Annotated in this window: 14 protein-coding genes; 4 read left to right on the top strand and 10 right to left on the bottom strand. The window is 43.3% G+C overall.

The features are described from left to right. Window positions 1–127: 127 nt before the first annotated feature. From ACE3MQ_RS12105 to ACE3MQ_RS12095, 3 genes are all read left to right on the top strand, one after another. On the top strand, window positions 128–1534 hold the full coding sequence (locus ACE3MQ_RS12105; protein ID WP_379392864.1) for an efflux RND transporter periplasmic adaptor subunit: 1407 nt from the start codon (window positions 128–130) through the stop codon (window positions 1532–1534). After that, window positions 1531–4704, top strand: a complete 3174-nt coding sequence (locus ACE3MQ_RS12100) for an efflux RND transporter permease subunit (protein ID WP_379392863.1) — start codon at window positions 1531–1533, stop codon at window positions 4702–4704. The genes ACE3MQ_RS12105 and ACE3MQ_RS12100 overlap by 4 nt, the downstream gene beginning before the upstream one ends. 68 nt (window positions 4705–4772) lie before the next feature. Further along, window positions 4773–5669: a TetR/AcrR family transcriptional regulator gene (locus ACE3MQ_RS12095; protein ID WP_379392862.1), complete on the top strand. Its 897-nt coding sequence runs from the start codon at window positions 4773–4775 to the stop codon at window positions 5667–5669. Window positions 5670–5778: 109 nt separating this feature from the next. Here ACE3MQ_RS12095 and ACE3MQ_RS12090 read toward each other — a convergent pair whose 3' ends face one another. Both ACE3MQ_RS12090 and ACE3MQ_RS12085 read right to left on the bottom strand, forming a co-directional pair. After that, window positions 5779–9171 (bottom strand): SwmB domain-containing protein, encoded by a 3393-nt coding sequence (locus ACE3MQ_RS12090; RefSeq protein WP_379392861.1) that lies wholly within the window; start codon window positions 9169–9171, stop codon window positions 5779–5781. Between the two features lie 235 nt (window positions 9172–9406). After that, a complete protein-coding gene (locus ACE3MQ_RS12085; protein ID WP_379392860.1) occupies window positions 9407–9721 on the bottom strand; it encodes a hypothetical protein in 315 nt (104 codons plus the stop codon). A 315-nt stretch (window positions 9722–10036) separates the two neighbouring features. On the opposite strand from ACE3MQ_RS12085, the gene ACE3MQ_RS12080 reads away from it, so the two are divergent. Beyond that, the gene (locus ACE3MQ_RS12080; RefSeq protein ID WP_379392859.1) at window positions 10037–10177 is read left to right on the top strand and encodes a hypothetical protein; all 141 of its coding nucleotides are present in this window, start codon (window positions 10037–10039) and stop codon (window positions 10175–10177) included. Between the two features lie 73 nt (window positions 10178–10250). Here the strand turns inward: ACE3MQ_RS12080 and metK are convergent, their stop codons facing one another. The 8 genes from metK to ACE3MQ_RS12040 all read right to left on the bottom strand — a co-directional run bounded on the left by metK (window position 10251) and on the right by ACE3MQ_RS12040 (window position 24455). Continuing rightward, window positions 10251–11453, bottom strand: a complete 1203-nt coding sequence (gene metK, locus ACE3MQ_RS12075) for a methionine adenosyltransferase (RefSeq protein ID WP_379392858.1) — start codon at window positions 11451–11453, stop codon at window positions 10251–10253. 245 nt (window positions 11454–11698) lie between these two features. Further along, the gene (locus tag ACE3MQ_RS12070) at window positions 11699–11974 is read right to left on the bottom strand and encodes a small, acid-soluble spore protein, alpha/beta type (protein ID WP_379392857.1); all 276 of its coding nucleotides are present in this window, start codon (window positions 11972–11974) and stop codon (window positions 11699–11701) included. Window positions 11975–12104: 130 nt separating this feature from the next. Further along, window positions 12105–12644 carry a hypothetical protein gene (locus ACE3MQ_RS12065; RefSeq protein WP_379392856.1) on the bottom strand — a complete coding sequence of 180 codons (540 nt, stop codon included), beginning with the start codon at window positions 12642–12644 and terminating at the stop codon, window positions 12105–12107. Window positions 12645–12783: 139 nt separating this feature from the next. Then, entirely contained in the window at window positions 12784–15309 is a 2526-nt protein-coding gene (locus ACE3MQ_RS12060) for a hypothetical protein (RefSeq protein ID WP_379392855.1), read from the bottom strand. Between the two features lie 328 nt (window positions 15310–15637). Next, window positions 15638–18727: an S-layer homology domain-containing protein gene (locus ACE3MQ_RS12055; protein WP_379392854.1), complete on the bottom strand. Its 3090-nt coding sequence runs from the start codon at window positions 18725–18727 to the stop codon at window positions 15638–15640. Between the two features lie 525 nt (window positions 18728–19252). Further along, entirely contained in the window at window positions 19253–19594 is a 342-nt protein-coding gene (locus tag ACE3MQ_RS12050; protein ID WP_379392853.1) for a hypothetical protein, read from the bottom strand. Between the two features lie 142 nt (window positions 19595–19736). After that, complete coding sequence (locus ACE3MQ_RS12045; protein WP_379392852.1) at window positions 19737–23708, bottom strand: S-layer homology domain-containing protein; 3972 nt, start codon at window positions 23706–23708, stop codon at window positions 19737–19739. 327 nt (window positions 23709–24035) lie between these two features. Further along, on the bottom strand, window positions 24036–24455 hold the full coding sequence (locus ACE3MQ_RS12040; protein ID WP_379392851.1) for a hypothetical protein: 420 nt from the start codon (window positions 24453–24455) through the stop codon (window positions 24036–24038). Window positions 24456–24660: the final 205 nt, after the last annotated feature.

Raw genomic sequence — 24660 nt, 5'->3', positions numbered from 1 at the left:
CTCCCATAATATCATCAGAAAATTTAGAAATCAACTTTTTAGGCTTCGCTTGACAAGCGCGCCACGACTGGGTTACTTTAAGGTTAAAAATTTTACTATGTGATAAATTTCAGGAGGAGAGAAACGGATGAAAGGACGATGGTCGGCTATTCTTTTAGCCATTTCAATGATTATGATAACAGCAGCATGCGGCTCAGCTGATAACCAAACGGCATCCGAGGAAGAAGCGATTGCCGTACAGGTCATTACAATTAAAAAAGAACCTTTAAATGCGGAGTACCATTTCTCGGGAACGCTGAAGCCGGAACAGGAAGCAAGCATCTCCTTTCAAGTCGCGGGACAGATTAAACAAACGCTAGTGGAAGCCGGCGATCAGATCAAAGCAGGGGATGTATTGGCTGTCATTGATGATGAGAATGCACAATTGCAACTGAAGCAAGCGCAGAACGGCGTAGCTCAAGCAGCTGGCCAGCTCAGCGCCGCTAAGGCGGGTGTAGAAGCAGCACAAGCACAGGCCCAGGCGGCCAAAGCACAACTGGATACAGCCGAGGCAAACTTTACTGCCGTAGAGAAAGGAGCTTCCGCCCAGAAGCTTGCCCAGACGGAGAATGCAGTTGCTATGGCGCAGAGTGCCTATGACAAAATCCTGGCAGATCAAGAGCGTTATTCGAATCTTTATTCTGCCGGCCTCATATCGCTGGATGATTACGAAAAATTTCAACTGCAATTTAAAGATGCGGAAACTTCACTGGAGAACGCTAAGCAATCGCTTTCTGAGTTGACCGAAGGTGCTACTGCAGAGCAGCGTAAGTCGGCACAAGCTGGAGTTGAACAGGCCAAAGCCGGCAAAAGCGCGGCCGAGGCAGCCGTGACCCAAGCTAAAGGTGCGCAAATGCAAGCGCAAGCGGCATACGATCAGGCGACGGTCCAGTTGGAGCAAGTCCAATTGTCATTAAGCAAAACAAAACTGACCGCGCCGCAAGACGGCGTTATTTTGAGTAAAAGGGCCGTCGTCGGCCAAATGGCACCTGCTGGAGCAGAAGCCTTTGTCATCGGCACGATCGACACACTGATGGTACCAATCGCCGTTCCAAGTGAGCAAGCCGCCCAGTGGAAGCCAGGACAAGTGATAGCATTGGAACAGAACGGAAGCAAACGTCAAGGTACTGTCGTAAGAGTCTCTCCTTCAACTAATCAAGGGACAGGAACATTAACCGTGGAAGTGAGCGTCCCCAATCCTAAGCAGGACTGGATTCCAGGTCAAGTGGTTCGTGTAGGCCTATCCTCCATCGGGCAGGAAGGAATCTTTGTTCCAGCAGGAGCGGTAATTAGTAATGGTCAGGAACCCTATGTCTTCAAACATGTTAACGGCAAAGCCGTTAAAGCGGTGGTTGAATTAGGCGCTCGTATCAGTGAGGACAACCACTTGAGCATCGCCTCGGGGCTTCATGAAGGCGATGTCGTTGTCAGCATCGGGGCCGACAGCTTGTTTGACGGAGACACGATCACGATCGTGGAGGATAATGCAGAATGATCGAATATTCCATAAAAAAAAGAAAAATCACGATATTATTATTTGTAATCTTTATTTTATTCGGCATCTTTAGCGCGACTACTCTCCCCCGTCAGGATATGCCTGACGTCGTATTGAAGCAAGCGATAGTCACCACTATTTTCCCGGGAGCCACGCCAGAGCGGGTGGAACAATCCGTCACGAAGATACTGGAACAGACCATCAAGCAGGTTGAAACGATTGAAAAGATTGAATCGACCAGCTCAAGTGGCGTTTCCTCCATCATGGTATATGCTTATCCAGAGGCGGATGCTGCTGCAACATGGGATCAATTGCGTAAAAAGGTGGAGGACGCCACCGCCGATTTGCCGAATGGGGCTCTAAAGCCTATAGTTAACGACGACCTATTCTCCTCCTTCATAGGCTCCTATGTCATCTATGCCGATAACCCAGACACATTGCATGCTCTCAGCGATCTCATGATCGAATGGCGGGATAAGATTCGTCAGGTGAGCGGTGTTGCGGATGTAAAGATCGATGGTATTCCTGACAAAGAAGTGAGCATTAAGGTCGACCTGCAAAAACTAGAGCAGTACGGAATCGTTTGGGAACAGGTTGTGCAGGCTGTAACTAATATGAACAACCGTACACCACTTGGCTCGTTGGAGTATGATGCTCGCAGCTATGAATTAGTCGTCTCCGAAATTAAAAAGGCCGAAGAGCTTAATGAGGTGCTCATTAGCAAGACTCAGAGCGGATTTCCGGTGTACTTAAAAGATGTCGGCCAGGTTCAGCTGGCGGATAAGAAGCCAACCTATCTTGCCTATTACAACGGGAAGCCTGCCATCTCAATCAATGTGTCCGCACAGACCGGCTCGGATGTTCCGAAGATGGATAAACTGATTTCTGACAAGCTAAACGAGCTTAAGGGAAGCTTACCCAACGGAACGCATTTTGCTTCTGCCTTCGGTCAGAAGGAAGTCGTCAGCAAAATGTTCAGCGAGCTGCTTCAGGAGATGCTGGTCGCTATCGCTGCCGTAATTTTGGTCTGTACATTAGGGCTTAATCTAATGACCTCGTTGGTCGTGGCGGCTGCCATACCGATTTCCATTGCCATGGGAATGATTATGATGCCCTTCACGGGAATTACCATCAATGAAATTTCTATCGTAGGTTTGATTATTGTACTAGGGATTCTGGTCGACGATGCCGTCGTTGTGAACGATAACATCGAACGTAGACTAAGCGTGCTTGGAGAAAGTCCCGAAGTCGCCTCAATTAAAGGGGCGAAGGAAGTAGCCGTATCCATCCTGACTGCAACCTTATCGACAATTTTTGCTTTTGCGCCATTGCTATTTTTAACTGGAGATATCGGTTCCTTTATTAAGCCGCTTCCCATTGTTATTTCCTGCTCCATGCTTGCTTCCATGATTATGTCGTTAACCATCATTCCGATCTTCCGTCAGTGGCATGAGAGACGGCGCAGGCAACAAGCAGCAGCCAAGAGCAGTTCTGTTGGCGAAGAAGTCAACGACGATCAGAATACTCCTTCTTCCGAGGAGCCAAGGCCAGCCGGCCTGCTCGGTAAACAAATCCAGATGGTTACTAAATGGTATTCTGGTACTCTGATTCCGAAAGTGCTTAAAAAACCTAAATTGTATGCAAGCATAGGCCTCCTGATCGGAACAGCCTCGTTCAGTTTAGCATTGATTACGCCGGTTGATTTGTTCCCTGAGTCTGAGGATCCTTATGTTAGCATCAATGTAGAAATGCCTGTAGGTACGTCCTTCCAAGAGACCCACCGCATGGTGAATAATATAACCAAGTGGGTAGAAAAGCAGCCCGAGACCGAGTTTGTAAGCGTAGGAGTTGGCGGCAGGGCTCCACAATTATACTCTGACATTACAAATGCTCTTGCCCCTTCAACTTCTGTCGGACAGATTTCTGTTATTGGCAAGTCGGATTTATTTAAATTAGATAAAACTGTCTCCGCCTGGGAAGCAGAGCTGAAGCAGCATTTCCCTGGTGCAACGATATCGACCCACGTCCCCCGGCTCGGAATCCCAGTGGGTTCTGCCGTATCCGTCCGGATTGCCGGTGAAGAACTGGATACGCTGCAAAGGCTGTCGCAGCAGCTAAAGGAGAAAATCTCCAAATTAGAAGGCGCGACCGGGATCAAGGACAATTTCGGAAATCAGAGCTATACGCTAGAGTTTGAAGTTAACAACCAGGCCATGGACGAATACATGATCGATTACAGTACGCTGACGCAAACGCTCCGGCTAATGGGCGATGGACTCGACATCGGCGACTTTGATACGGGCAAGCAAATCGTCGATGTCAATTTTCAAGCTTCGAGTCAAGGAGCAAGTCCTAATGAATTGTTCCAGAAAATTTTTATTACCAATAAACAAGGGGCCCAAGTTCCTCTAGCACAACTGGCTGAAATGAAGGCGTCATTTACAACGCAAAAAATTCAGCATTACAACCTTGAACGTATGATCACGGTGGAAGCTAACGCGACTGGAAAGACGGCATCTGAGCTAAACGCCGAGGTGCGCGCTATTCTGAATGACATGGTCATTCCAGAAGGATATTCGATTGAATTTGGCGGCGAAACATCAGACCAAGCGGATATATTCGGGGATTTGGCTATGCTTTTCGTAGTCGTCATTTTCCTAATCTTTATTATGATCACGATTCAGTTTTACTCTCTATCAGCACCGATTATTATTATGACCACGGTATATCTGGCCGCCGCTGGCGGAATCATTGGTATCTTTGTCTCTGGATCTTCCATTGGTTTCATGAGTATAATGGGTATTATTTCACTAGCAGGTATTGTTGTACGTAACGGGATTGTCTTCCTTGAATTTATCGAGGATGCACGACGGGAAGGAATCGGCTTGTACGAAGCGGTCATATCAGCAGCAAGCGCTCGTTTCCGTCCAATCGTTCTCACTTCATTCACGGCAATGATCGGAATGCTGCCATTGGCTGTTGCAGGTAGCATACTGTTCAGGCCTATGGCTTACACCATTATTTTCGGATTAATGTTCTCGACAGTTCTAACGCTGGTCGTGGTGCCTTCCATATACACGGTGGTTGCTAATTGGAAAGAAAATAGGCATAGACGCAAGCGTACGCCAGATCCATCTATCTCTACAGCTTCAGATAACGTCTCCATGTAATCGGTGACCTCGCTTGCAGATTTGCGAGTGAGGTCTTCGCTACTTACTATAACGAAAGGAACTCTTAAATGAATAAGGATAAAAGGGAAATTATTATACAGAATGCTCTCCGGCTTTTTGGCGAGAAAGGAGTTACGCTGACTACGGTCGATGAAATCGCCAAAGAAAGCGGGATGACCAAGCCTTCTTTATATAAGTATTTTGACAGTAAGGAGACTTTGCTGTTAGAAAGCCTTTCAAATTTGAGCAAAGCTTTGGATAGAGAGGTTAATAAACTGTATCGCAACTTAGAGCTTTCCCCTGGCGAACGCATCGTTGAACTTATTGCCACCTATTTAAGGGTTGTTCTGAATCATAACTTTCATACGCTAATGTTCAACATGCTGCCTACGCTAAAAAACTCCGGTGACGAGAAAATTAGAAAGGCATGGACGGAATTAGAGGAGAAGTTCTATCTTTGGTTAGAGGATTGCATAGCCGATAAGTATGGAGAAGATATTGGGAAGCATGCTATGGACATCATCTTTATCGCCGGCAGCATTTTGTTGGAATATTTCCGTCTTATAGGTTCCGATATTCCCGACCAACAATGCCGCAACCTTGCCATGTATGTCGGGCGGATTATCCACGTTTTAGTAGAAGGGTTTAATACTCCTGAAATGCAACATGTTTCTTTGTTCGACCCTTCTTCCTTAGAAAGTAAGGGAAGCTGCCAAGTCAAGAATGCCATTTGGGAAGCACGCCGGTTACATGAAGTGTTCGAAGAATTAGAGTTCAATATCAGAAAGAATGAATTGCTAACAGACACAGAGAAGGCGAACTATGGTGAGGCCTTGAAAAAAATAAGGGAAGAGTCGTTTGAATCGTCCCAGAATAATGTTGTGTTAGAAGCTTTGGTGCTGTACTTGGAAAAGGTGGAATCACTGAGGGGACCATGTGCGGAGCTGCGCTCATTATTTAAGTAATCTACCCAGAGCTTTCGGATCATGAGTTATTGTTTCATCCATAATCAGCTTTTACTAAAAGAAAGACCTTCTACGTTAAATGTAGAAGGTCTTTCCCACTCTATATGAACTAAATGTAATTCAACTTTTCCAATACCCGCTTCAGCATTGCAGCTGCTTGAGCACGAGTAGCGTTGCCTTGAGGCTGGAATGTATCGAGGCTAATCCCTTGGATAATCCCTTCCTTCACTGCTTTGGCCACATTTTCCTTGGATTGAATTTTGGCGCTGTCCTTGAATCGGTTCAGCGTCTGCGCGGCAGAGCCGTTCAAGGATATGTCGTGTCCCGCATATGCCATCGCACGCACCATCATCAGAGACATTTGCTCACGCGTAATGTAGCTGTTCGGTTTAAACGTACCGTCCATATTGCCGGCGATGATGCCTGCTTTGGCAGCTGCTCCGATATAAGCTCCCGTCGTTCCTGATGGAACATCCGGGAAGCGGCGGGCACTTGCCTCATCTCCTGCCAGACCTAACCCCTTAGCAATGAATACGGCAAATTCGGCCCGAGTAATGTTGCTGTTTGGATCAAACTTGGCCCCTTGTCGCCCATCTACAATCAGCTTGCTTGCCAAGCTGTTAATCGATGCATTCGCCCAATGATCTTTGGTATCCGTAAAATAGCTATATCCCGCTGCTGGGCCAATGACGAGATCGCCACTAACTTTTCCACTAAGAATAACGATACTGCCGCTGTTCGTCACCTTTCCAGGAACAAAGGAAGATGTACGTGCTGTCAGGTCATATTTTATCAAGGATACCTGGCTCGCAGTTCCTTGATTAGCAGCTCTGAAATACGCCTGGCCCGAATGATTTACACTTACTGCATTTTGAGCTGCAGTCCCATTATAGACAGATACAAATAGTTGAACGGGGTCGGCGGTCGGAGTAATCGTTACTCCGTTGCTGTAATTCTGCGTCGGCAGTTGAACTCTAGCTACTGGTTCAATTTCCACCTTAAGATATGCTGTATTTAAATTGTTGACGTAAAGAGATCTGGAGATCTCGGCGAACGGAATTTTTTCGATCGGAAGCTCGTACATCATTTCCTGATAACGTACCACTAATGAGCCCGTCTTACCTCGACTGTACATATCTACAAGCGCACTCATCGGAATAACAACCTCTGCTGCTTTTTCCGTCCGTGGAACTTCGAATATTAATTTGCGCTGCGCTGAATTGTTGCTGATGAGAAACTGATAAGCTTCTTGCAGCTTAGCTGCATCGAGTACATATTTTTTAATATTTTGCTTGCTGCGAGTTAAGCTCTCTTGAGCTTGCGCGGTATTCAGGCTCATTAAGTATCCGCCCAGTCCAAACTCAGAAGGAGAGAAGACCGAAATATACGATGGCTGTCCGCTGCTTAAGTTGCTCCCCGCTTCTCCTTGAGTAAGATTTTGCACCGGAATTTTACTATACGCCTTAATCGTATTACCAAGGCTGTCGTAGAGCGGAGTTGAGCCCAGCATATAGGATAAATCCACAACCTGTCCCGGAAGTACTGCCGTGCTCAGCTTTATGGTAATCGTGTCTCCATTAATGCTCACAGATTGTATGGCTCGATTTATTTGATCCACATTGACATTAAACTGATTGGCAGGCACGAAGCTCGCCGCTCTTAATGCCGTATTATAGGTAACTGTTATCGTATCTCCGCGAACAACCGCTGAACGGATCCCCTCAGCCACCATATTGTAATTTACAGGTTCTAGATTAATATAGCCTGCAAGGTTGCCGTTCAAATCGGCAATCCCTCCAGCGCCGGATACATAGGATAAGGTTACATTCTGCTCCTTTGAGAATGAGGATGCCAACGTCAGAATAACCTGGTTGGTCAAAACTTCAATCCCCGTGACATATACAGGCGAATTATTAACTAATACAGAATACTGGCTTTTCATCGGAATGCTTGTACTTCTTAGTGCTTCGTTATAGGTAATTACGATTTTAGTGCCGGAACCCTCGATTTTAGTGAATTCCGGTGCCTTCGTATCATTATAATTGCGAACAAAATAGTCGCTAAACGGCGCAATATTTTGACCGCGATAGTCCTGCAGTGGATAAGATCCCGGTGTATAAGAAACCTTAACAACATCTCCATTGGATACAGAACTGTTTAAATAAAGATAAATATATGAACCACTTCTGCTAATTCTATTGATTCCTTTGATTTGTCCGTCTGCCGTTACAGTAAACTGTTCATAAGCATAGCTGGAAACATCCTTTAGGCTCTCGCTAAAACGCAGCGTCAATGTACTGCCTGAAATATAGCCCTCCTGCGGCTTTGGCATGACAGAGTCTATTCCATTCGTTACTTCCCTGCTGGCGAAGGACGCAGCCACATTGCCGTACAAATCCTGAATTGGGCGGATACCGCCGGCTGTGTAACTAATGCGGACGTTTTGCCCCACAGCTACGCCAGTCTCCAAGTAAACATAGACGCTCTCACCTGATGCAGATACACTGCTTATACGACGATCCTCTCCATTCACACTAACCTTGAAGCTAGAGGTGGACAAACTATAATAGGATTCCAACGCCTCGTTATAAAGAAGGCGGATAGCCGTATTCGAGTGCATCGTTGCGCTTTGAAGAACCGGAGCCGTCTTGTCTACGGTTCCCGTCTGGAACGTCCATCTATTCGTGCCCGAAAGGCCAGCGAAATAAATAGAAGAGTTCTGGGCATCATAGATGCTGTTGTTCGGAATTTCAATGTAATAGCTAACTCCCGATTCCAATGAACTATTCGGAGAGATCGTCACTTGATTCCCGCTAGAAGTCACTGTAATTGGAACAGTTACATGATTGGACGATTTCTTAAGCGTAATTCCCGCATTAGAAGTATTACGATTTAAATTCACGTTGCGGTTAAACGTAATAACCGGCTTCGTATTAACATTTACATAACTACTCCCATTAGTCGGGCTATATGCAGTTGCGCTCAATGCCGTTGTTGATGCATTTGCAGTTGTAAAAGACCAGCTGATTGTCGAAGACTTCGTACCATTTCTTTCCCCAACAATAAAAGTATCTGCGGGGATCATAATGGTGTAATTACTCCCATATTGCAAATTTGTGGGTGGAGTTAATATGATAGAATTCGTGTATGTTGACTGGGTTACTGTTACATCCATTTTTTCAATGTAGCCAGAAACATTTCTGGAAATCGTATAAGTTTTCTGTCCATTCGTTCGTACCTTATTACTCCCGAACTTTACTTCCAGTTTCGTGTTTATAGGCACGCCCGTACCTGTTGGGCTGTAGGTTGAGGGAGTACTGCTTATCGCCGCCAGCAATCCTTTGCTCAGCAGCATTTTTCCTGTATTCAGTGAATTTGTTGAAGCCGTAGTTATGGGTTCACCTGTGCTTTGACGATAATCACTGGCTGCACCAGCAATCCCCCCTAGCAGCATGTTCAACATTAAAACTGCAACAATCAGAAATGAAACCTTCCTTTGCATTTCACGTTCCCCTTTCCGTCCATTCCATAATTCTGTATATAACACCGTGTACGGTAGCCAAATACACACCTATGTATAATAACGGCAAATCAGCTCCTCAAGTTTAGAACAGGGGGCAAATTCGTCGACTGTATTCAATATTTCATGATACACAAATAACTCCTGGTCACATATTACTCGTTGTCCAGGAGTTTACCGAATCCTATTATTTTTCATGGTTTACTCATCCTGCTCATTATTTTATGCGCTTCAGTTCCCGAATGATCGTTTCCTGCTCTAGCGAATGCAAAGCTAAAGATTCCAATATCCGATCCTGCCTGCTTTGACCCTCTTTTAACTCTAAAAGCTCCTCTTGCATGACCGTTACTTTCTCATTCGTAGACTTTACCACACCAATCAGTTGTGTTATCAATCCTTCATGACTGTCCAATCGTTGGTCTATACCATCTAATCGATGATCTATGCCATCTAATCGTTGGTCTATCCCGTCCAATCTCCCATTAATATTTCCAAGCTCTTTTAATATCAAATCAAGCTTTTGCTCACTCACTTTTATCCCTCCTTTTTTCACGAATTACAGTATTTATCCTGCTCTCATATGTTAACCTGCTGGATTCAGTATATCACATATTTTGCAGCTCCTCTTCCCATTTATGCGGTTCCTTAATAGTAAATTTTAATTGTTCCCCATCCTGTTGGCTTACAATTATACTTCCTTTCTCAACTTGTTCTCTCGACTTATTCAATGGAATATAAACAAGCCGTTGATTCGTTAGTATTAGCTTGCCGTTGTAATTTGACAATTGACACCCTTCATAAAATGACTAAAGGGTTTGAAATGACGCTTGAGGAGTTCTTTCGACATTTGGAACCTGTTGATCATTATACTGACAGCCTAAGTGAACTGATTCAATTACTATCGAACCGTTCCAAGGAAAATCATACATTAGCGTTAAACTTGCTTCAAACCGTTCTGAACTGGGAAAAGGATAAGAAAGACAGCTAGAATTCAAAAAACGGATACCCGTTGCTGATTGCAATGGATATCCGTTTTCTATTTATAAGTAAGAAATTTGGGCTTAAATACCCGCTTGTGCTTTTAGAGCCTCTACCTTGTCTAGACGCTCCCATGGCAGATCCAGATCCGTACGGCCAAAATGTCCGTAAGCCGCTGTCTGACGGTAAATAGGACGTCGCAAATCCAGCATCTGAATGATACCTGCAGGACGAAGGTCGAAATTCTCACGAATAAGCTCAACGAGCTTCTCCTCCGGTACTTTACCTGTTCCGTACGTATCTACGTTAATGGAGACAGGAGTCGCTACGCCAATTGCATAAGCCAACTGAATTTCGAGTTTGTCTGCCAATCCAGCAGCTACGAGGTTTTTAGCTACATAACGCGCTGCATAAGCCGCGGAGCGATCCACTTTTGTAGGATCCTTACCCGAGAATGCACCGCCGCCATGGCGAGCATAACCGCCATACGTATCCACGATGATTTTGCGGCCGGTAAGACCCGCATCCCCTTGCGGCCCCCCGATAACAAAACGGCCCGTAGGGTTTATGAAATATTTTGTCTGCTCGTCCAGCAACTCAGCAGGAACGACAGGAAGAATGACATGTTCCTTGATATCCTTCTGGATTTGCTCCAGTGTAATTTCTTCAGCATGCTGTGTCGATACTACAATGGTATCAATACGAACCACTTTACCATCTTCGTATTCAACAGTCACTTGTGTTTTACCGTCAGGGCGAAGGTAGTTCAACGTTCCATCCTTACGCACTTCAGCCAAACGACGGGCAATGCGATGGGAGAGAGCAATCGGCAGCGGCATGAACTCAGGAGTTTCATTCGTTGCGAAACCGAACATCAACCCTTGATCGCCCGCTCCGATATTTTCGGTTTCCTTGTCCATCTGAGCCGGATCGCGATGCTCGAGAGCAGCGTTTACGCCTTGGGCGATATCAGCTGATTGCTCGTTCAACGATGTCAATACAGCGCACGTATTGGAATCGAAGCCGTATTTTGCACGGGTATAACCAATTTCTCTAATCGTCTTGCGAACAAGTGCAGGAATATCCACATACTCCGATTTCGTGCTAATTTCACCTATAACGAGTACAAGACCAGTAGCTACAGATACTTCACACGCAACGCGAGCATAAGGATCCTCCTTAAGAAAAGCGTCAAGCACCGCATCCGAGATCTGATCGCAAATCTTGTCCGGGTGACCCTCGGTGACGGATTCAGAAGTAAATAAATGGCGTCCTTTGATGGACATTTCAATCAACCTCCCCATGTGAATAGTATGGCATTTGCCTAAGTATCCGATACTAAAAATATTATACAATGCGCTTCATAGTTTGAATGGGCTACCCTGCCACATTGTGAGGATTCCCAAAAATTAGCCTCAGCAAAAAATGAACCTTTTCCGCAGCGGAAAAGGTTGATTTGACAATCCTTAAAAGTCATATTAACGCATTTGCCAGGTCATGTCAAAATAAAAAAGGCCATCCATGAAAAAAATTAGTTCAATAAATTACGCTGAGCATGTGCGATTAATCTTTTGGTGATTTCACCGCCAACAGAGCCGTTCTCTCGGGATGTCAGATGCCCCCAATAGCTTGAATACCCTGATGAAGCTCCTGATGTACCAAGTTCACCTGCAAACTCTGTATCAGCAGAGCCAGACGCTCCTACATTGCTTCCTACGGGGAGGCCAAACTCGGCAGCAATCTCATATTTCCACTGGTGCAGTACTTGATGGCTTTCCGGAATGATTTTGCGGTTGCTTCTAGCCATGTTCTTGACACCTCCTATAAAATTAATCCTTCAAGGAGTAGTATGCGTCAATGACAATTGGCTAGCCGTCTCAATGTTTGTAACTGCTGGTATTATTCTGCCATGGGGACAACATCCATTGCTCCCGGAATTATTTGATAGAATAACCGCCACGCACCATGACAGTCAATGGATGTGTCTGTCCCTCTTGGTGCTGAATACCCCGGCCTGCCCTTGGGAAAGATAACAGATGATTGTTTGTGACAATTCCACCGTTTGTGATGTCCTTTCCATCCGTTAAATCAGCTACGCCATTTTGATCCTCACTGTAGATGGCTGCTTTCCCTGCTCGTACGACAAATTCCGCGCCCGCTGCTGCGATCAGTTTCTTGCCAGGCTTCACTTCAACAATTTTAACTTCATCTGAAGCTGTGGCAGTATTCCCTCCAGTTGCTACTCCAGAGTTTGAGTCCGTGGATACTGGGGGAGATGGCGTTGAACTGCTGCCTCCGCCTTTTAAAGCCTGTTGAATTTGCTGATCTACGTAACTCTTCGTCACCACAGGATCATCAGCGGTTCCCGGTTGATTCGTCACGCCTGCTCCTTCAACTTTTTCATTTAACAATGAGCCAGCCCATACTCCTCCACCAATCAATACAATCGCTGCCGCTATTTTCCATGTTGTCTTCATTATGTACCTCCTATTATGAATACATTTCAATGCTTACTTCTATTTCACTCTATCAATCTCTATTCATCCATGATAGTAGGTTCAAGAGATGGAAACAAGCAAAAATCCCTGCTGGAGGGATTTTTGCTTGATATAAATATTAGTTATACAAATCATTATTAATAAAGTGTGCAGCTTGAGTAGCGATCTTCGTTTTCTCCCCTTGGTATGAATCATAGATGGAGAATTGGAAACCTCCAGATCTAGAAGTTGCAAAGATCGGATCATTTATAACATAAGAGAAGCTTTGGTTACCACCAACAATAAAGTCTTTTTCCAGTTCAATTTCTTTCTCGAATCTTGCTCCACTGGAATCTGTTACCTCAAGAATAAATTTATGCTGGAATTCACCCATATCAAACGTCAAATCACGTTTCAAGTCGTACTTCATCTTCACTTCTAAGCCCGATGAGTTCGTACGCCCTTCGATTTCTCTTACGGTTAACGTATAAGGGAACAATTGAACATCCTTCAACGTACTTTGAATACTTCTGCTATCCAAATTCAGCTCCATTGCCGAAGCATTTACAAAGCCTGTCGGTTTTCCTTCCGAATCGGCAAATTTATCTTCCGTAATGCTCTCACCAACAACCAGATTCCAGTTGGAAACCGTTGTTCCCTTAGGCACTTTTGCCGAGAAGGAGACCAAGCTAGCAGAATCAGGACCCACTGCGTGCTTCACTTGATTAACATCGGCTTTATAGTACTGTCCATCATCTGTTTGGAAATAGCCCGTCAACTGAGACAAGTTCGTTTGTTTATTCTCAAGATTTCTCATAATAAGTTCCGTATAAATGATATCGCTTGTGCTGCCTTTGTACAAATAAGTTTTACGAGTCTTAAGATCCGATTTCTTACCTGCTGTATCCAGGTTAAAGTATGTTCCCTCTGCAACCTGTTTTAGATCACTCGTTTTTCCATAGTTCGAGAACATGATCCAGTTACTCGTTTTATCTGCACCAGTTTTCTGCAGCAATTGTACTTGTAGTTGAGAGAATTTCAAACTTGTTGGAACATTTGCCACTACATATACGCTTGTCTTCTCTCCTGGGCCGAGAATTTGCGTTGTATTCGTATTTACCAGCTGTACAGTGCCGTTAAGCGTGGTTAAGTCCATTTTATAGGCTCCAGCAAATTCAGGCAGCTTGGCCGCTTTGGTGCCTTTATTAACTATCGTAATTTTTGTAGCTAATAAGTTCCCATCATTCCAAGGAAGTTTTTGTACCGCATCTAGCGTAACGCCAAATACACCGTCATTATTTTTGATTGTACGCTCTTGACCTTGAACATGCTGCATTTCCGTATAGTCTGGCAAGCTATATATGGCCACTGGATAGTTATTAGTTGTAGTTGGCGCTGATGGTTCTTCAGATGATCCCTGTGAAGCACCTGTTGGCGTCTTCAATACCAGATCCATCTCATTGGCATTAACAACGATCGGCAGGGTACCATCCACCGAAATGATCTGTTCATCATTCGGCTCTAAAGTTATTCCTTGCAAACCACTAGCAACAAGCGGATATGACTTTGAACCAGACTGGATTTCAAAGGAATAATTCGGAATTGTGATGGCCTTATCACCTTTATTTGTGATTGCAAATTGAATCGATATATCACTCTTGCCAAAGCTCTGGTTTCTAGCAATACTCTCGATTCTAGTTGTTATATTGGTGCTATCAATCTTTAACAGTTTTTCTTTACTAGCAGCAGTCTTAGAGCTTTGTCCCTGCTTGGTGCCAAGTCCCATGGATGCTACCGGAAGTTCACTTTTTGACGCCTCATCATTTTGTACAAGCAAGAGCTGTAGGTTGTTCAAGTTGACGTTTTTAGGAATCTTAGCAATCAAGTTCAGCGTCTTATTCTCTTGAGGTAATATTTTAATATTAGAGCTCGCAGAATCTGGTGTTACGGCAAATGCCGTACCACTTGCTGTCTGAACGACGTACTTTAGGTTCGGATTCTCTATAGAGCTAGAACCCGTATTTTGCAAGTACAAAGCTATGTTTACATAATTAGAATCGCCTAATCCCAGAACATTCACAGTCATGACCTTTGCATTTGCCGAAAACTCATTTAGTGCTAATTTCCGAGTAGTATTCACCGGGGTAGCTACAGCATATGTAGATGGAATGTTAATACTCCCTAACACTTGCTCATAGCCTGCCACACTAAAATCCCACTTGACGATTTGGAAGTTTAGATCACTATACTTCAAATGCTTAGCTATTTTGGTCGTATAGGTTACGTTAACTGAAGAACCTGGTACAACCTTCTTCTTCTCCTTATCTGCCCCTACCACGCTTACGCTATATACCGTACCGGATTTCGTTTTAACTTTCGTCCAATAATCAATTAAAGACAAGCTCTTACTATCATTGTTGTGATACGTTAAAGTATACGTCAGTATGTTCCCATCGTCTTGAGATAAAATATTCACATTGCTTAACTTCACAGTACTCTTGCCTGAAATTTTAACCCCACTTAAGTTACCTAGCGTTTTAAGCGCTTGCGCGGCTGCTGTATTCGTTTCCGATTTCGCTGCTGCTGCGCCTATAACCCCAGTAGCACTCTGTGCCATTAAAGCAGCAACAGCTAATGAAGCTACAACCATCTTCGTCCTATTCAAGATTAAACCTCCTAATTTAAAAAAGTCGTATATAGTATATACGCATTAAATTAAAAAAAGTTCAATAATATCTCATTTATAAAAAGAATATATAACAATTACTTGGGTTAAATCGGTAGACTAACCAAAAGGTTACTGTATCCTTCATCAATGAACCTCTTTGGCTTCACAATTCAAACACAATTTTTTATTGACATCAGGCTACTATCCCTGGAATTATAAATGTTTAGCCTACTTACATTCAGAATCTTTTACTCTGAGGAAAGCCAAATTTTATCCAGTCAAACTAAACAAAAAAACGGGCACTAAGGCCCGTTTTTTTAAAAACTTAGTTTCTGTAGTTCAGAGAACCCTCGAATTGTTTCAATGCATTACCTTTAGCATCAACGATGTTTTTACCGCCTTCGTTGTTAGAGCTAAATTTAACATTGATGTAAGCATTGTTGCCTAGGGTATTAACAACATTACCGTTTGCATCCTTAAACTGTACAGTAAGAATGATACGGTTTGGATAGCTATTCGAGTAAGTAGTGTCATTAAATTCGACATCTATAACTTCGCCTGTGTAAGTTACTCTACCTACTTCAGCTTTAACCTCAAACAGTTTATACGCTGTTTGCAGAGCTTCAGTACTATTTCCATATCTTGCAGTATTGTGATCTACAGCTTCAGTCAATCCTACCGAAAGCTCATAAGTAGCACCAGTTGCACTTACAACACTCACTTGATCATCCTTGAATTCAGGTTTGATTTCATCTTTGATAGTTTGAGTGAATGTAGCAATTTTAGTTCCATACTCATTTTGAGTATTTGGAGTAGCTACTCTTGTAGAGATAGTCAGGCTTTCTCCTGACAGATCAGCAGGCAATTTCTCATCGCTATCAAGGATAAACGTGATTGTCTTTTGATCTGCACTTGAAGTGGAGTTGATTGGAGTACGTCCAGCGATACTAAAGTCGCTTAGAGTTACATTTGTAACTTTGGATTCGAATTCAACCTTCACTTCTGTTGTGCTAACTGCTTTAGCAGAGTTAGCTACCACATCAATTTTGTCAGAGCCAACCTTCTTAGTCAAGTTAAAGCTACCAGCTTGTTTCAGGAATTTACCCTCAGAATTCGCAATGTAACTAGCTTGAACATAGTAGCTAGTGATGTTGGGGCTTGAAAGCTGGCTAAGATTAGATTTGATACGAACTGTTTTCGAAGCAATCAAATCAACATCGCTCTCATCATCCGTCAATTGGCCAATAACAGTTCTACCATCTGTGTCGATAAGCGAATATTTCTCTACAGCATAAGCGTTGCCGTCACCGGATGTAGCAAGTTCTTTGTTGAACTCGAAGAATACATAATACTCATTACCGCTGATATGCTCTACCCAAACGCGGTCAATTTCACCATTTTGAGCTTCGCCCGCTTTAAGATCCACAGTTACTGGAAGAATTACATTACCCACGACAGCCGTGTCTTTGACACCCGAAATTGTCAATGTGTAATCTTCATTTTTCAATCCAGTTCCAAGATCAACGGAAACAACTTTTTTGTTAGTGCTCAGGGTCGGTTTTGCAAGTGGATGTCCTTTGGAGTTTACGCCACTAACGTCTGCAATCTTACCGTCAGAGTTTTTAAGAACGTAGTTCTCTTTATCCTCAGCAGTTGCTTTATCCAACTCTTCGCTAAATCTCAATTCAGCAATGAAACGGCCATCAGCATTTTGCGTAAGTTTTACTTCCGACACAGTTGGACGAGTAGTGTCCAAAGTTGGAGTCACTTTTACTTCTCTGTCCGCTTTATTACCACTATAGTCAGTAACGCCTTTCAGGGTAATAGTATTTTCGCTGTAGTTCAAAGGATCATTGAAGGACAATTTAATTTTTGTATCTTCGTAGGTAATTTTTGCCTTGTGACTAGTTGTGTTGGCATATGCCTCAGAGATATTTTTGATAGTTTCATTAAACTCAATTGTAACTTCTTTAAGATCCTTTGTCTTAGCAGATACTACCTCTGGAGCAGCCGTATCTTCAGCAACAGTAAACTCATTGTCAACTGGAGCTACTTTCAATCCTGAGAAGTCAGCTACATTGCTAACTGTTACTTTGTGTTCCCCAACTGGCAAGGATGTTTCAACAATTACAGTATCAGGGAAAGCAAATTTAACAGACGCTCCAATAGCTTTACCATCTACTTTATAATAGCTGGAAGCCAATGCAGTAGCAGGATTGATCGGCTCGCTAAATTTGATTTTGAATGCCTTTGTACCTAGACCAGTGACTTCTTGAACAGTCGGAGCAGTAACATCAGAAGGAGTGAACTTCACTTTTTGATTGAAAGTTTTAGTTCCGTCTTCATTTTTGATGTTTTTAACTTCCAACTCGATTTCTTTTTGATTTGTCAAGAAGTTGCTAGCATTTTCGTTATCCAACAACAACGTTACAGAAGTTTTGTCATCAGATACGGTAGCACTATGGAAAGATCTGTCTTTGATAACATAGTTATCTTCATTTCCTGCGCTTTCTTCATCCACTGTTCCGTCAAAAGTAATAACCACTTGTTTCAGGTTTTCAGCTTTTACGGATTGCAGGTTTTGAGCCACAGTAGTAACGTAAGTTACTTTGTGAGTGTACTCGTTACCGTTGTGAGTGAATTTCACTTCAGTTTCTTTGTTAGGCGCAAGAGCTTCTTCCAAAGTTACTTTCACAACTTCGTCGTTGGAGAGTTTGAACTCAACAACTTTACCAGCTTCAGATACTTCGTAGGAAGCAACTGTAGGAACTTGGTTAGCTTCGTAGATTGCGTAAGCTGCTACGATTGCTTGAGCGCGAGTAGCGTTAGCTTGGTAGTTGATACCAGCTTCGATCAAGCCTTCGTTGATTGCAGCTTGAACGTAACCTTTAGCCCACTCAGTAGCTGTGTTGTTAGTGTCAGCTGGAACTTCAAGTTTCAACGCTTTAACCAGAACTGTTGCCAATTCTTGAACTGTCAGGTTGTCATTTGGTCCGAACAGTTGTTTAACAGCGTCTTTACCTGTCAGGATGCCAGCTTGAGTAGCTGCTTCGATGTACTTAGCTGCCCAGTGGTTAACATCATAGTTTTTGTCTTTGTAAGTAGCTACGCCAAGAACAGGCTCAAGATCGATTGCTTTAACAATGATTGTTGCCAACTCAGCGCGAGTGATTGTTTTTTCAAGACCAGCTGTTTGGTCTGGGTATCCAGTAACGATACCAGCTGCTTTCAAAGCATCAAATTGTTGCTGTGGAGTAAGTTTTGCATCGGCACCGAATGCTACGGAAGCAAACATGGAGAATGCCATTGCTGTAGACAAAGCTACGGATAAAATTTTCTTCATAACCTTTTTTTCTCCTCCTTGAATATCCTTCATATGAGAGTTTTCTTTAAATGAATAGCTCGTGTTACTCATTAGCCATTGCACCTCCTTTCCAGAGTCTTGAGCGAGTTCCTATAAATTAGGTCTGCGGTTGGCCGCAGAAACTTGTAAACGAAGCAAGCAAATAGAACGTAGAAATAGACTAGTTACCTAATCCTACCTAGACATTATACAATGTATACCAACAACCGTAAAGCTAATTTTTCTAATAGATAGACAAGTTTCCCCATAAGGTACATCTTGGATGTCTAATTTAGTCACATTAATTGGTCATCATTGTAAATGCTCTACATCTTAAACGCGCCAGGATTCAAAAAGTTGCGGACTTTTTAAAAAAATTTGCAACTTTGTTACTTTTCTAAGCTTATCCTCATTTACAACTTATTTCTTCCCTTACCGCCTGACGGAAATTAGTATAACATACCTGTTTATCCCAGTCATTAAGCAACATTTGCCAATCCTCAATATCATTAGCTTATGCCCGTTCAGCACAAATAAGACGTCCAATTGGACGTCTCATTCATTTAAAAATAAAAAGATTATTCCATTATAATGCAATTATCTGACTTTCATCGCCAGCTGAATAATCCGGGCGCGCATTTGAGGATCTGTATCTAGCTTAGCGTACATATCTTCAATCGGCTTCTTGTTGTCTTTATAGGTTTTCTCATGTTTCATCGTCATATGCGACCAATCGATGAGCTCATTCTCAGCTTTGCGCAATGCGTTGAATGCTTCATGGAATCCAGTTTCCACTACTAGGGCTTCCATCACTTCCTGAGTAACCTCTTGGACTTTAGCCGTTTCTTCGATCTTTTTCTCCAAAACTTTCGATTTATCCTCGAATTTTGTCTTTGCTTTCATATAGCCTAGCTGAGCCTTCGATAGGATCGGTTTCATCTGTCCATATTCACCCTTTTGCTAAAATGTCTACTACTTCTTTTGCTATTGTAACGTAATCTCCAACAAATTACAAAATGATGTAATTGGAAAAAAGGAGAGCCCCTCCCGCTTATCATTACGGGCAAGGGCTCTTTCATGATTAACTTAAGTTTTTAGGGAAAATGTTCGTGCTCTTTTTAAGCAGCTCTACCGCAATCTTACCGGCTTCAGCCCGAGTCATGCTGCTCTCAGGATTAAAGTTATAAGATGCCTTCTTCTGCCCTGGAAGCATGGTTTGTTGGGCCTCCATGATTTTCGCTTTGTACACAGCCTGAACAGCAGGACGGGCATACGGGTCTATTCTACCCGAATCAAGGAACTGCTTGGCAAGAGCGTCTTTCAGCTTGTTATCATTCGCAGGCAGCTTCAGTTTAAGCGCACGGGCAACCATCATGGCCGCCTGCTGTCTTGTCACTGGCTCCTCTACGCCAAAATACCCTTCGCCAAGGCCAGAGATAATACCAGCTCTTGAGGCAGTCTCGATGTATTTGAAATCCCAAGTATCCGTTCTGGCACCAGGCACAACGTCAAAGTAAGTTTGAACATTCATATCATAATTCAATGGAAGGTTTAACCCTTTTACGAGGAGAGTAGCAAACTCACCGCGCGTAGTCAGGTCATCAGCACCGAACGCACTTGCTTGTACGTTAGTCATAATGCCTTTTGCATACAACGCATTTAAAATATTTCGCGCCCATGGATGGTTAGTAATATCGCTGTAGCCACGGCTTTGTTTCATAACCATGTAATAGCCGAACTCATCAAACGGAACAGTGATTGTGTTATCCTTCGTATTGACCGCACCGCCAATATTCTCCCATTCCGCCTTATCGTTAAACCGGAATACCGTAATCGTTGTACCCGCTGCATCAACTACATTCTTATCGAATGCCAGCTTCAAAGTACCTCTTTGCGATGGAACAAGCTTTCTTTCCGGCTCGAAAATCGCTACATCCTTAAAGTTACCATAGTCTGAATACTGCGGCAGGACGGAATAAGGCGGCAAACCATTCGTAGCCGGTTTATAACCAGGGTCGGTCTTACTGCCCTTCTCGCCGATCCCTCCGCTAATCCAATATACGTTGGAGACTCTAGTAAAGTTATAGGTTTTCGTCGGAAGATTAAACAGCTCAACGAGATCCGCTGGAAGACGGATACTGCTTTCGCCGTTTGGTGTACGATCATCCTTGTTCACATTAATAATATTTCCATAGTCGTTTCGAATTTCTACAATCCCATTTTTGGGATCAGCAATCCCGAACAAGTATTTATTGTCCGGATAGAACTTTGTGACTTCATTGGTTCCAACATTTGCTGTTTGCAGCACAGTTCCCTTTGGAAAGCTGAGCTCTAACGCTTTGTTGAAGGCGGAATATTTATTCGCTGGTTTTTCAGTCATGTACTGAGAATCTATCGCTATCGCACTTGCATAGTAAACCTCAACCGTGTGATTTAGCGTCTCAGTTCCGCGAATAATTTGAATCTTGATCTTCGTCGTTTTATCCGGCTTCAATCCCACAAAATCGTAGAAGAAGCGGTTGTTCATGTCTGTACGCTTCGTAGCATCCTCTTTGTCAACAATAACTCTTGTAGCACCTTCAGCTTCAATATCGAAGCGGACAAAGTTTTTATTCACAATAATTTGATCGCCAACCGTTGGCTTCGGAGACAAAATACGGAACGCAGCCAATACCCTAGTTATTTCAAGTCGTTGGCTAGTTCGAGATCCCGTTGCATTAATCAGCTCTACATTATAAACATGACTGCCTGGAGTATCAAATGGAACATCCTCAATACGCAGCACGAATTTGTCTTTGAATACAGCTAGATTATATTTGTACTCCACATTATTTCGGTCTTTGAAAGTGCCAGAAACAATTTGTGTATCGCCTTGCCCATTATTTGACAAGTCCCCGCTATCCCAACCGACTGCTTTAATATCCTGAGAGGAGAAGAATTTAGCCGAACCTAAATTCAGATTAATAATTTTGGCTCCGCCACCTTGCAGAACAAGGTCATATTTCAATTGGCTAGTCTCATAACTGCCTTCTTTCAGTTCAAATTCCGGAGACAACTCCAAAATTCGATCCAGCTTCGGATTGACCGTCATATCATTCAATTCCAATCCAAGGAAGGACTCCCGCTTGTCAGAGTCTGCCAAGGCAGGACGGAATATTGTAATATTGGATAAATTCTTATCTAAGATGTAAATCCGCAGCTCTTTGCGAACTGTACGGGAGTTCCCTTGCCCATCGACAGATGTACCTGTAAAGACAATCCGGTTCTCTCCATAGAACAGTGGACCGTTTATATTTACTGCAAGATCGAAATCAAAATCCTTATACTTTTCACCAGCCATCAGATCGACAGGATCGGTTAATTCCTTGCCAGGCTTTCCGTTTACAAAAAACTCAGCGTTTTCCACATTCTCGAAATCTTTATATTGACCCTTAATTCTGATTGTTTGGGTCGTTGTGATGGATGAATCTACCTCAAAGGTCTGTCCATCATACATATTTTCGATGTAAATAAAGTTTTTCGTTGCATATGAAATCGTCGCAACATAATAGGCATTCGAACCATTAAAGGAGAACCTTACCTGCTGCTTTCCGCTGGAAAAGCCCTCAACCTTATATATTCTTTGCTCTGCGGTCATGCCAGGGATAGAAGACTGCGGCGTTAATGTCACTGCACCGCCGATTGGCAAATATTGTCCCCCCAAGGTTGCACCACTAATATCCTGATCGCCAGTGACTAGAATGTAGAACTCTTCCTTGTCGACTTCAGCCCCGTTTAGGGCTATTTGGCTTTGATCAGACAATTGTTTCCCTGGATCGAAGTTCTTCAAATATTTCATATCGGTGATACCGATTCTACCCGGCAAATACTTAAAGCTCATGGAATATGATGCATTCAAAGCATTGTCATAAGCTACCGTTAAAGAAGCCACTTGATTCTCCAGCAATACCGATGCATTATTTGGATCTTCCTTGAAAGCAAAAGAATTGATCTTGAACGTCACCAAGCGATAGGCTGCGCTCACTCCATCTGGAGCAGGAATCGCAACATCAGAGACGATGGAAATATCAGATGCCGAAACAGGCGTGCTATCAATATGCACAACGCCAGCTTCTGTAAATGACTTCCCGGTATCCGGCAGCAAAACTTCTACCTCAAGCACACCGGTAGGACTTGTCGTCACTGCTCCTGTTACAGTAGGTGTTTTTTGGAACAAGTCATAGTCCTTGCCGTCATGAGTCATCATAATTTTTATAAAAGGACTGCTTTTATCAAAGTAATATACTTCGCGCTTGAGCGTCACGGAGTCAGCGCCAGTCTTAACAACAATGGTCAGCGTATTAAGACCAGTCTTCAGCTTGAGCGAAGGGGAGAAAAACTTACCGGTCTGAGTCAATGTAGACATGAGCGGGTTCTCATTGTTAATAGCAACTGTTACATCTGTTGCATTTTTAACTTCGCCCTGGATCGAAATATTTTCCCGGTCGGAAACCACCTTGATTCCCTCGTTCAAATAAATTTCGCCGCTGCTGGATCCCAGCATTTTCAGTTCCTGTACGTAAGGAACCTGGTCATAAAGAACGTAAAACACATCGGAACGGGTTATCCCGTTTTGCGAGCCTGACAACGTAATTTTATTGAAGCCAGGAAATAACGATAAGTTGGTTGCCTTAAATCTTTGAACTGTAGATGAAGTATCTTTAGTGATCGAACCGTCTTTAAAGTGCGTACTATCAGTAACCCATTCTATTTGGCCACTAGCATTCTTAGTAGAGGTCAACTGTTCTACCCTGGCTCTCAGGGATTCTTCATTAACTGTCGTATAAGTCCCTGTAATGGTTAGCGTGGAGTTGGTTGTCACCAAGACGTTCTCCCGCTTGATTTGATTATCCCCAAATTCTGTCGTTAGCGAGGAGGTCGCTTGAAGCTCCCTGTCATCAAGCATAAAAATGTTTGTTGCCGCATGCACAGGCTTAGCTAAGCCGACCGGGACTAACGTAATAACCAATGCGATTAGCATAAGCCATACGAAAGGTTTCTTAATGCGCTGCATGAGTATAATCTCTCCTTTTTTACTAGTAATTTTGAGTGATTCCCGCAACACGTGTCGGAAACCGTCCAAGAGTCATATAAATTAGTTATCGGCCAGTAACATCCAACTTTTTAGGAATTATGTAAAAAAGATTAGCATTAGCTTCTCATAATATAAGTCGCTTTAGCAGCCTAATCCGTAAATTTCTCGTGCATCCTTGATATGTCGGTGTTTCTAGTCCAACAGCATGGCATCTTGAAAAAACAAAATAACCCCTGATGGGCATAAGATGCTCACAGGGGTTGTCCAAACTATATTATTGGCGTAGCCAAGGAATAATACATGCCATTATTTTGCACGGCGTAACGCCGATATGTCCGTCTCCTGCTCAATGGATCGCAGGGAAAGCTTCTCCAATACCTTTTCATGGCGTTCTTGCCCTTCTTGAAGCCGTACAAAATCACCCCGAAGCTTATGAACGTCCATGCTAAGCGCATCTAGTTTCGCATCCGTCTCGTCCTGACGATCACGAATCGCTCTGACGATAGCATTCGTCTCATTGAGCTGAGTTTGCATCAGCTCCTGAGTCCCTTTGACAGACTGAACATCCGCCTTCATAGTCTGCATCTCAGATTTTATGGTCTTCATGTCTGACTGCATGATCTTCATCTCAGACTTCATGGTCTGCATGTCTGACTTCATCGATCCCTGTTCAATCTCAATATTGCTTACCTTTTGTAGTATCTCTCGAAGCAGTTGTTCACTCATCGGAATAACTCCCTCTCATACAAATTGATAAAAATAAATTCGACAGTTTCTTACCTAACTTTATTATACTTACATCATACGGATTAATAAAGGCAGTGGAGTAAGAACAAGAAAGACGTCTGTCGAGCCCCTTTCACAAGTTGTTTACATTTCTTTACTTTGATCGCACGGCCTATCGTTGATTTAGATGGATTTCATGCAACTA

The organism is Paenibacillus lentus, assembly GCF_042714055.1.
Classification (GTDB): domain Bacteria; phylum Bacillota; class Bacilli; order Paenibacillales; family Paenibacillaceae; genus Fontibacillus; species Fontibacillus lentus_A.
The sequence above is the reverse complement of the archived record's forward strand: the minus strand, read 5'-3'. Positions and strand labels throughout refer to the sequence as shown.

What these genes read in the sequence shown, in the direction of transcription:
- ACE3MQ_RS12105 (WP_379392864.1), top strand. Translation starts at nt 128, where the DNA reads ATGAAAGGACGATGGTCGGCTATTCTTTTAGCCATTTCAATGATTATG.
- ACE3MQ_RS12065 (WP_379392856.1), bottom strand. Translation starts at nt 12,644, where the DNA reads ATGAAGACAACATGGAAAATAGCGGCAGCGATTGTATTGATTGGTGGA.
- ACE3MQ_RS12070 (WP_379392857.1), bottom strand. Translation starts at nt 11,974, where the DNA reads ATGGCTAGAAGCAACCGCAAAATCATTCCGGAAAGCCATCAAGTACTG.
- ACE3MQ_RS12090 (WP_379392861.1), bottom strand. Translation starts at nt 9,171, where the DNA reads ATGCAAAGGAAGGTTTCATTTCTGATTGTTGCAGTTTTAATGTTGAAC.
- ACE3MQ_RS12040 (WP_379392851.1), bottom strand. Translation starts at nt 24,455, where the DNA reads ATGAGTGAACAACTGCTTCGAGAGATACTACAAAAGGTAAGCAATATT.
- metK (WP_379392858.1), bottom strand. Translation starts at nt 11,453, where the DNA reads ATGTCCATCAAAGGACGCCATTTATTTACTTCTGAATCCGTCACCGAG.
- ACE3MQ_RS12055 (WP_379392854.1), bottom strand. Translation starts at nt 18,727, where the DNA reads ATGAGTAACACGAGCTATTCATTTAAAGAAAACTCTCATATGAAGGAT.
- ACE3MQ_RS12050 (WP_379392853.1), bottom strand. Translation starts at nt 19,594, where the DNA reads ATGAAACCGATCCTATCGAAGGCTCAGCTAGGCTATATGAAAGCAAAG.
- ACE3MQ_RS12100 (WP_379392863.1), top strand. Translation starts at nt 1,531, where the DNA reads ATGATCGAATATTCCATAAAAAAAAGAAAAATCACGATATTATTATTT.
- ACE3MQ_RS12095 (WP_379392862.1), top strand. Translation starts at nt 4,773, where the DNA reads ATGAATAAGGATAAAAGGGAAATTATTATACAGAATGCTCTCCGGCTT.
- ACE3MQ_RS12045 (WP_379392852.1), bottom strand. Translation starts at nt 23,708, where the DNA reads ATGCAGCGCATTAAGAAACCTTTCGTATGGCTTATGCTAATCGCATTG.